Below are 9,127 nucleotides of genomic sequence, written 5' to 3'. Positions count from 1 at the left end.
GCGTCGTTGGGGATGGCACCGGGGACAGCGCCGGGGGTGTTGCTGGCGACCGGGCAGGTGCTGCCCGTCTCCAGCGTGCACCGCCTCGCCCGCACCTCGACTCTGGTGCGGATCGTCATGAACGCCGACGGGCAGGTGCTCGACATGGGCCGCAAGGTCCGCCTGGCGACTCCTGCCCAGCGGCGGGCCATCTTCGCCCGGTATGCCACGTGCTGGGTCGACGGCTGCCCGCTCCCGGCGACCATGTGCCAGATCGACCACGCCGACAACTGGAGCACCGGCGGCCTCACGGACCTGAGGCTGCTGGGCCCGGCCTGCCAGTTCCACAACCGCGACCGCTACCAGCACCCCGACCGCTACACCCGCCGCCAAGTAGGCGAAGACCGCTGGGCCTTCACCTACCACCGCCTCGGACGAGCCCGACGACTACACGAGTAAGGCCGAAGGCGCGGGGGTGGGCGATGCGCAGGGCAGGCCCGGGCGGCGCGCGGACAGGCCCAGCGGCTGCGGGCGTGAGGCGAGAGCAGGCAGCGGACGACGCACAGTGCAGGGCCGCGCGGCTGCGGGGCTCGGCGGCGTACGGGTCATGATCGGGGGTGGCGGGCCGTGAAGTCGTCCGCGATGGCGTCGAACGTGGACCACCGGACGCCCTGGTGCTTGCCGATGTGCTCGATGAGGCGCTCCAGCATGAGCAGGACCTGCGGGCGGCCCGAGACGTCCGGGTGGATCGTCATGGTGAAGACGGCGTAGTCCGACTCGCGGTGGACCCATTCGAACTGGTCGAGCCACATCTCCTCGACGTGCCGCGGGTTGACGAAGCCGTGGCTGTTCGGGCTGGTCTTGACGAACATCATGTGGGCGGCAGGTCGTCGAGATACCAGTTGCCGGGGATCTCGACGAGATCGGTCTCCTCCCCGCGTACGAGCGGCTTCATCCACTCGCGGGCGTCCCCGTCATAGTCGATCTTCGACCAGGTGTCGCCGACGCGTACGTAGTAGGGCTCGAAGTCGCGGTGCATCAGCGAGTGGTCGCACTTGATGCCGCGGTCGAGCAGCAGCTCGTTGGTGACCGGGGAGAACTCCCACCACGGCGCGACGTACCGGGTGGGGCGCCGGCCGGTGCGCGTCTCGATGAGGTCGATGCAGTGGTCGAGCACGGCCGACTCCTGCTCGCGGCTCATCGCGATCGGGTTCTCGTGGCTGTAGCCGTGTACGCCGATCTCGTGTCCGGCCGCCACGACCTGCTCGAACTGCTCGGAAAGGTCTCGACGGAGTGGCCGGGCCAGAACCAGGTCGCCGGCAGGCCGTACTTCGCCGGCAGGGCGTTGAGCCGCGGCACGCCCACCTCGCCCGCGAACAGGCCACGCGAGATGTCGCACGGGGAGTCCGCACCGCCGTAGGAGCCGAGCCGGCCGCCGACCGCGTCGACGTCGATCCCGAACGCCACGAAGATCTCCTTGGCCATCGGCGCGTCCTCTCTTCCTGGTGCCGTCGGGACGGACACGGGCGGCGTGGGCCTGCCGTGTGACGTGGGACGATGCCGCCCGGCCCTATCGCTTCCGTTCCCCGTACGTGCGCAGGAACGACGCCCGCCAGGACGCGGAAACAGCGCTCGCATACACGCGGGAACGACGCCCGCATACACGGGGGAACGACGCCCGCATACACGCGGGAACGACGCCCGCTTGGGCGCGCGGACGACGCCCGGGGCGCAGAAAATCGTTCGCTCTCCCGTCACACGCTGAGAGACCATGACCACGGCGGGTTCGGCGTTCGGGGGAGGGCTCATGACGGCGCTGGGGTCGATCGAGGACGGAGATAGCGGCCCATCTACGCGCAAATCGGCGGTTCTGCTGGTGCTGCACTACTACTTCGGCGAGCTGCGGCGCCAATGGCGGGTCGCGGCGCCCGCACTGACGTTGCCGGCCATCGGGAACATCTGCCTGTTCTACCTGGCGCCGCTGGCGGTGGCCGGGCTCGTGGGGCATCTGGCCGGCGGCGGGGACGGCACCGTCGGCGCGCTGCTGCCGTACGTGCTGGGCTTCGGCGCGATGCTGCTGGCGGGCGAGGCACTGTGGCGGGTCGGGCTGCACTTCCTCAACCGCACCGACGCCCGGGGCATCGAGCGGCTCGGCGTGGTGGGCATGGACGAGCTGCTGGCCAAGGACGCCGCGTTCTTCCACGACAACTTCGCCGGCTCGCTGACCAAGCGGGTCATCGGGTTCTCCTCCAGGTACGAGGAGTTCGTCGACACGCTCACCTTCTCGGTCGTCGCCAAGCTGGTGCCCCTGGTTTTCGCCTCGGTGGTGCTGTGGCGATATCACCCGCTGCTGGTCATCGTTCTGGTGGGCCTCGTCATCGTCACCGGGTTCCTCGTCGTCCCGCTCATCCGCCGTCGTCAGGCGCTGGTCGAGAAGCGCGAGGCCGCCAAGGTGCGGGTGTCGGGGCACGTCGCCGACGTGCTGGCCAACATGGACACGGTCCGCGCGTTCGCCGCGGAGGAGCGTGAAGCCGCCGAATATCGGACGAGGATCGCCGAGCAGCGCAAGCTGTCCCTGCGGTCCTGGGACTACGGCAACCTCCGGGTGGACACCGTCGTCGCCCCGCTGTCGGTGCTCACCAGCACCGTGGGCCTGCTCCTCGCCGTGGCGCTGCGCGGCGGCCTCGGCGTGGAGGCCATCGTGGTGACGTTCACCTACTACACGAACACGATCGGCATCATGTTCGAGTTCAACCAGATCTACCGGCGTGTCGAGAGCGTGCTCACCGAGGCGGCACAGTTCACCGAGCTGCTTCTCGTGCCGCCGACCGTGGTGGATCCGGCCGATCCGCAGCCGCTGCGCCCCGCCGACGCGAGCGTCCGCTTCGAGCGGGTGAGGTTCGCGTACGGCGGCGGCGCGCACCTGTTCGACGGCCTGGACCTCGACATCCCCAGCGGCGCCAGGATCGGGCTGGTGGGCCAGTCGGGCGGCGGCAAGAGCACGCTGACGCGGCTGTTGCTGCGGCTCATGGACATCGACGGAGGCAGGATCCTGATCGGCGGCCAGGACATCACCCGGCTGCGTCAGGCCGATCTGCGCAGCCTGATCGCGTACGTGCCGCAGGAGCCCGCCATGTTCCACCGGTCCGTGCGCGACAACATCGCGTTCGCCCGGCCGGGCGCCACCGAGGCCGAGATCCTCCAGGCCGCCGAGGCGGCACACGTCACGGAGTTCGTCGAGTCGCTGCCGGACGGGTTCGACACCCTGGTCGGCGAGCGCGGCGTCAAGCTCTCCGGCGGCCAGCGGCAACGCATCGCGCTCGCCCGCGCCATCCTGCGCGACGCCCCGATCCTGCTGCTCGACGAGGCGACCAGTGCGCTCGACTCCGAGAGCGAGATCCTCGTGCAGGAAGCCCTGTGGCGGTTGATGGAGGACCGTACGGCGCTCGTGGTCGCGCACCGCCTGAGCACCGTCGTCCGCATGGACCGGCTCGTCGTGCTCAACCGGGGACGGATCGTGGAGCAGGGCAGCCACCATGAGCTGCTCCAGGCCGACGGCCCCTACGCCCGGCTCTGGCACCACCAGTCCGGAGGCTTCCTCGTCGAGCAGGACGCCCCGGACGCGCTCCACCGCTGACCTCGTCGTACGGCGGAGCGGCCGGACGGGTCACGGGAGCGGCATGGTGGTGGACTCCCGCACCACGAGCCGGCAGGGGTGGGCGTGCCGGCCGGGGGAGGGGGAGCCGTTGATGGCGGCCAGGAGCATCTCCGCCGCCGACCGGCCGAGCCCTTCGAGGTCGAGATCGATGCTGGTCAGCGGTGGCTGGCAGGCTTCGGTCATGACGTCCCAGTTGTCGAAGCCGATGAGGGCGACGTCCTGGGGCACCCGGCGTCCTGCGGCCCGCAGCGCGTCGCAGACGCCCCGGGCGATCTGGTCGCTGCCGCAGAAGACGGCGTCGAACTCGGACCGGCCGGCGAGGAGGATGCCGACGGCCTGACGGCCCCACACCTCGCTCCATCCGCCGAACAGTGGCGGCGCGACCAGGGACAGCCCGTCCTCGGCCAGGCGCTCGGCGGCGGCCGCCGCGCGCACCCGGGCGGAGTTGTGGTGCTCGGGCCCGGTGACGTGGGCGATCCGGGTGCGCCCGACGGCCAGGAGGTGCTCGACCGCCTTACGGGCGCCGCCCGCCTCGTCGGGGACCACCGAGCAGTCGCCGGGGTCGGCGGAGCTGATGAAGGCGTAGACCACGGGCACGGGCAGGTTGGCGCCGATGGGCGCCCGCGCCTCGGTGCGCCGGCCGGTGACGATCATGCCGTCGACCCGTCGGCTGAGGAGGGTCTTGACGTAGTACTGCTCACGGATGGGATCGTCGCGCCCGTCGCAGAGGAAGACCGACATCTCCCCGGCGCCCAGCGCGTCCTCCGCGCCCATCAGCACGGGGATGCTGAACCGCCCGATCGTGTCGGTGGTGATCATGCCGACCGTGTAGGTGCGGCCCGAGTGCAGGCTGCGGGCGCCCGCGTTGGCCTCGAAGTTGAGCTGCCGGGCCGCCTCCCGGACGCGCATGCGGGTCTCCTCCCGCAGCGATCCGCGTCCGTTGAGCGCCTTGGAGGCCGTGCCCACCGACACCCCGGCCAGCGCCGCGACGTCGGCGATCGTGGCATGACGCTCCAGCTTTCCCACGTTTCCTCCACTTTCCCTGAGGGTTGCCTGATCCCCACTCTATAGGCCGTACGTGCGACGACGAAGCCCCTGTAACACCGCGGAAACAGGCTATTGACGGTCTGGAAGCCGGTTGGATACCGTGACGGCAATCCTTTTCCTAGTTTCCTATCGCGCAAGCGACTCGCCGCACGGCTTCTCGCTTCGCCAGGCAGCAGGGTGGCTCGCCTCGGCCGGCCGTCCGCGTCTGCACGACCACATGGCTCCACGAAAGATCAGGCATGACTGAGCAGAAGTTCTCAGAGACCTCCCCGGTGACCTCCCCGGCCGGCCTCCGTGATCCTGCGGGGCCGGTGTCCCCGGGGCCCGGGGCGGTCGCCGCGCTGTGGCCGCTGGGCCCGGACCAGGCCCGTCTCGATCCGGGAGGTCTGCTGGGGCAGTGGCAGCGGCGCAACGCCGAGGACACGCTGCCGCACTGCGTGGACAACCTGCACCGCGCCGGGAACATCGGCAACCTCCGCGCCGCCGCGGGCGAGCAGGACACGGCGTTCGCCGGCATGTGGTTCGCCGACTCAGACGTCCACAAGACGCTGGAGGCCGCGGCCTGGGAGCTGGGCACCTCGCCTGGCGACGAGGCGCTGCGGTCGTTCGTGGAGGACACGGTCGCGTTGCTCGCCCGCGCCCAGCAGGCGGACGGCTACCTCAACTCCTACTTCACCGTCGTCGCGCCGGACGAGCGGTGGCGCAAGCCCGACTGGAGCCACGAGCTCTACTGCGCCGGCCATCTCTTCCAGGCGGCGGTGGCCGCGGCCCGCACCGGCGTGAGCCCCGAGCTGGTGACCGTGGCCCGGCGGTTCGCCGACCTGCTGGTCGAGCGGTTCGGCCCGGACGGCGTAGAGGAGGTCTGCGGGCATCCGGAGGTCGAGACGGCGCTCGCCGAGCTCTATCGGCTGACCGGTCACCGGCCCTATCTCGACCTCGCGCGCCGGTTCCTCGACCTGCGCGGACGCGGGCTGCTCGGGCACGGGCGGTTCGGGCCCGCCTACTACCAGGACCACGTGCCCGTACGGGAGGCCCGCGAGGTCACCGGCCACGCCGTACGCCAGCTCTACCTGCTGGCCGGGATGGTCGACGTGGGCGTGGAGACGGGCGACCACATGCTGCTGGACGCGGCCGAGCGGCTGTGGGAGGACGCCGTCCACCGGCGCGCCTACGTCACCGGCGCGCACGGCTCGCGCCATCGCGATGAGGCGTACGGCGACCCGTACGAGCTGCCGGCCGACCGGGCCTACGCCGAGACCTGCGCGGCGATCGCGAGCGTCCACCTGAACTGGCGGCTGCTGCTGGCCACCGGCCGGGCCCGCTACGCCGACGAGATGGAGCGGGCGCTCTACAACGCGGTCGCCCCCGCCGTGTCGTCCGACGGCAGGCACTTCTTCTACTCCAACCCCCTCCAACTGCGCACGGGACACACGAGCTCGGGCGAGGAGGCGGCGGCGCGCCGGCTGCCCTGGTATTCGTGCGCCTGCTGCCCGCCCAACATCGCCCGGCTGATGGCCTCGCTGCACGGCTATCTGGCCACCGCCCACGACGACGGCCTGCAGATCCACCTGTACGCCTCGGGCAGCGTGGACGCCGTGGTCGCGGGCGCCGCCGTCAGCGTGGACGTACGCACCGAATATCCCTGGGAGGGCCGGATCGAGCTGACCGTGAGCGGCGAGACCGCCGTCCCCTGGACGCTCTCGCTGCGCGTGCCGGCCTGGTGCGACGCGTACACGGTCAGGATCGACGGCGGCCCGGTGATGGCCCCCGCGCGGGACGGCTACATCCGGCTCACCCGGGTCTGGGCACCCGGCACGACGGTCGTCCTCGACCTCGACATGCCCGTACGGCACGTGACCGCGCATCCGCGCGTGGACGCGGTGCGGGGCTGCGTCGCCCTGGCACGAGGCCCGCTCGTGTACTGCCTGGAGCAGGCCGACCTGCCGCCGGGCACGGTCCTCGAAGACGTGCGGCTGGACCCCGCCGCGCCGATCACGGCGATTCACCGGCAGGACCTGCCGGACATCCCGGTCGTGATCAACCTCGGCGGGCAGGTCGCCCACGCGGGCGACTCGCTGTACGTCACCGGGCGGAGGCGCGAGCGGCCGGGCACGCCGCTCACGCTCACGGCGGTGCCGTACTTCCTGTGGGGCAACCGGAGCGAGGGCCCGATGCGGGTCTGGATCCCGGTCGCCACGTCGTGACCTCGCGGGCCGCACGCCATGCGGCCCGCGGCGACACGGGAACCGCCCGCGGCGCGCGCCGCCGGAATCGGGGCGGGCGGTCCCCGGCTTCCCCTCCTCTCCCCCCCCCCCCTGAGCCCCAGAAAGAGCGAGGTAGGTAATGCGCAGACCCCGACGCACGACCCTGCTGCCCGCGCTGGCCGCATCGCTGTCCGTGTCACTGACGGCGTCACTTATCGGGGCGCTCGTCCCGCCGGCGCCCGCCGAGGCGGCGGGCGCCACCCTGACGGTGAACGTGGCCCAGCCCTTCCGGCCCGTCACCCACGTCGCGTCCGGCGGCCTGTACGGCCTGGCGGAAAGCAGCAGGCCGGCCGACTCCGCGCTGCTGCCGCTGAAGGTCGACTCGCTGACGCAGCCCGCGCCGGGCGTGGGGCAGAAGCCCAACGGCCAGCCGCCCGGCGGCGACTCGCTGCTCGTGGCCCCGCAGGCCACCCGCGTCGGGGCGGGGGAGTTCATCCGGATGCCGGACATCTACCCCGACTTCCCCTATCGGTGGGTGAGCTGGAACGACTGGCTGGCCAGGGTGAACACGATGGTCGGGGCCCGCCGCAACGCGACCACGGTGACCAACGTCATCGGCTGGGAGCTGTGGAACGAGCCCGACTGGACCTGGAACACCTCCGCGGCCGGGTCGTTCAACGACGGCTGGACGCGCACCTACCGGGCGGTGCGGGCGCTCGACACCACGACGCCGATCGTCGGCCCGAGCACCTCCTACTACAACCGCTCCTGGTTGTCGTCGTTCCTGAGCAGCGCCAAGGCCGCGGGCACACTTCCCGACGTCATCTGCTGGCACGAGCTGGGCGACCCCACCGCCATCGCCGCGCACATCGCCGACTACCGCGCACTGGAGAGCTCGCTCGGCATCAGCCCCCGCCGCATCGCGATCAACGAGTACGCCGCGACGAGCGAGGTGGACGTGCCCGGCAGGGTCGCCAGCTACGTCGCCAAGTTCGAGCGTGCCGGCGTCGAGATGGCACACCGGGCGTTCTGGTACGAATACGGCACCATGAACGGGCTCGTCGTCAACAACAGCCAGCCCACCGGCACATGGTGGCTGTACAAGTGGTACGGCGACATGGCCGGCCGCATGGTCGCCACCACTCCGGCAACCCAGACCGGGCTGGACGGCTTCGCCTCCTACGACTCCACCCGCAAGATCGTCAACGTGGTCTTCGGCAACGAGTCGGGCACCAACACGGTGCGCGTCACCGGCATCGGCCCGCTGGGCTCCTCGGTGCGGGTGACCCTGCAGTCGACCCCCGCGAGCGGCCGGTTCACCGCCGTGACCGCGCCCACGACCATCTCGACCAGCGCCTACACCGTGAGCAACGGGGAGATCAGCGTCTCGGTGCCGAACATGTCGGCGACCAGCGCCTACAACCTGGTGATCGAGCCGGTCAGCGGCGTGCCGTCCTACCAGCAGCGTTACGAGGCGGAGAACGCCTCGGTCTTCCGCGCCCAGCGGCTGACGAGCTCCAGCGCGTCCGAGGGCGGCTACGTCGGGCGCATCGACAACAACAACGGTGACCACACCACGGACAGCTACGTCGACTTCGTGGTGAACGTGCCCACGGCCCGGGCGTACACGATGACCATCGGCTACGCCAACGGCACCGGGGCGACCGCCACCCAGGGGCTGGCGTACAACGGCGGCGCCTGGACGACGGTCAGCTATCCGCCCACGGCCGGCTGGGGCCAGTTCGGCGCGACGGTGAGCACCACGGTGAACCTGCGGGCGGGCTACAACGTGATCCGCCTGGCCAAGGGGTCCCCCTACTTCAACGGCGGGACCGGATACGCCGAGCTGGACTACATCCAGCTCACCTGAGCCCCACCCGAGCTTTCGATGACAGCGGCCGGAAGCCGGCCGTCGAAAGGAAGAACGATATGAAGAGCCTCGACAAGGGCCGGCGCGCCGCCGGTCTGGGCCTGGTGGTCCTCGCAGTCGCGGGCGGTCTGACCGCGTGCGGGTCGTCCGGGGACGACGGCGCCGGCGCCTCATCGGCGGGTGCGAGCCAGGCCGCCGGTGGCGGGACCTACACGATCTGGGACCCCTACCCGCAGTTCGACGACTCCTCCGACTGGGTGAAGCTGCTCACGCAGTGCGGGACCCAGGCCGGGGTGACCATCAAGCGGACCGGCTACGACACCACCGACCTGACGAACAAGGCGTTGCTGGCGGCCCAGCAGGGCAACT

Annotated in this window: 8 protein-coding genes and 1 pseudogene; 5 read left to right on the top strand and 4 right to left on the bottom strand. The window is 71.2% G+C overall.

The annotated features are described in order from the left end of the window. The coding region (locus FLV34_RS38075) for an HNH endonuclease signature motif containing protein (RefSeq protein ID WP_222709786.1) at positions 1 to 438 on the top strand (438 nt) is incomplete at its 5' end. A 146-nt stretch (positions 439 to 584) separates the two neighbouring features. Here FLV34_RS38075 and FLV34_RS43550 read toward each other — a convergent pair. The 3 genes from FLV34_RS43550 to FLV34_RS43540 are packed head-to-tail and all read right to left on the bottom strand — an operon-like array spanning position 585 to position 1,464. After that, positions 585 to 854, bottom strand: coding sequence for a hypothetical protein (locus FLV34_RS43550; protein ID WP_261986066.1), 270 nt, complete (start codon positions 852 to 854; stop codon positions 585 to 587). Continuing rightward, positions 851 to 1,237: a polysaccharide deacetylase family protein gene (locus tag FLV34_RS43545; protein WP_260617543.1), complete on the bottom strand. Its 387-nt coding sequence runs from the start codon at positions 1,235 to 1,237 to the stop codon at positions 851 to 853. Before FLV34_RS43545 ends, FLV34_RS43550 begins: the two co-directional genes overlap by 4 nt. Next, positions 1,177 to 1,464 (bottom strand): hypothetical protein, encoded by a 288-nt coding sequence (locus tag FLV34_RS43540; RefSeq protein ID WP_240972190.1) that lies wholly within the window; start codon positions 1,462 to 1,464, stop codon positions 1,177 to 1,179. Before FLV34_RS43540 ends, FLV34_RS43545 begins: the two co-directional genes overlap by 61 nt. 286 nt (positions 1,465 to 1,750) lie before the next feature. Here FLV34_RS43540 and FLV34_RS38065 point away from each other — a divergent pair, with 286 nt between their 5' ends. Further along, positions 1,751 to 3,616, top strand: coding sequence for an ABC transporter ATP-binding protein (locus tag FLV34_RS38065; RefSeq protein ID WP_240972187.1), 1,866 nt, complete (start codon positions 1,751 to 1,753; stop codon positions 3,614 to 3,616). Positions 3,617 to 3,646: 30 nt separating this feature from the next. Here FLV34_RS38065 and FLV34_RS38060 read toward each other — a convergent pair whose 3' ends face one another. Further along, positions 3,647 to 4,663, bottom strand: a complete 1,017-nt coding sequence (locus tag FLV34_RS38060; RefSeq protein ID WP_221890030.1) for a LacI family DNA-binding transcriptional regulator — start codon at positions 4,661 to 4,663, stop codon at positions 3,647 to 3,649. Positions 4,664 to 4,923: 260 nt separating this feature from the next. On the opposite strand from FLV34_RS38060, the gene FLV34_RS38055 reads away from it, so the two are divergent. The 3 genes and pseudogenes from FLV34_RS38055 to FLV34_RS38045 all read left to right on the top strand — a co-directional run. Further along, the gene (locus FLV34_RS38055) at positions 4,924 to 6,888 is read left to right on the top strand and encodes a glycoside hydrolase family 127 protein (RefSeq protein WP_147945467.1); all 1,965 of its coding nucleotides are present in this window, start codon (positions 4,924 to 4,926) and stop codon (positions 6,886 to 6,888) included. A gap of 139 nt (positions 6,889 to 7,027) precedes the next feature. Next, positions 7,028 to 8,758 (top strand): CBM35 domain-containing protein, encoded by a 1,731-nt coding sequence (locus FLV34_RS38050; protein ID WP_147945466.1) that lies wholly within the window; start codon positions 7,028 to 7,030, stop codon positions 8,756 to 8,758. A 59-nt stretch (positions 8,759 to 8,817) separates the two neighbouring features. Beyond that, positions 8,818 to 9,127, top strand: a pseudogene (locus FLV34_RS38045) (hypothetical protein); the annotation flags it as partial.

The sequence above is a fragment of the Microbispora sp. CSR-4 genome, assembly GCF_008033685.1.
GTDB lineage: Bacteria > Actinomycetota > Actinomycetes > Streptosporangiales > Streptosporangiaceae > Microbispora.
The sequence above is the reverse complement of the archived record's forward strand: the minus strand, read 5'-3'. Positions and strand labels throughout refer to the sequence as shown.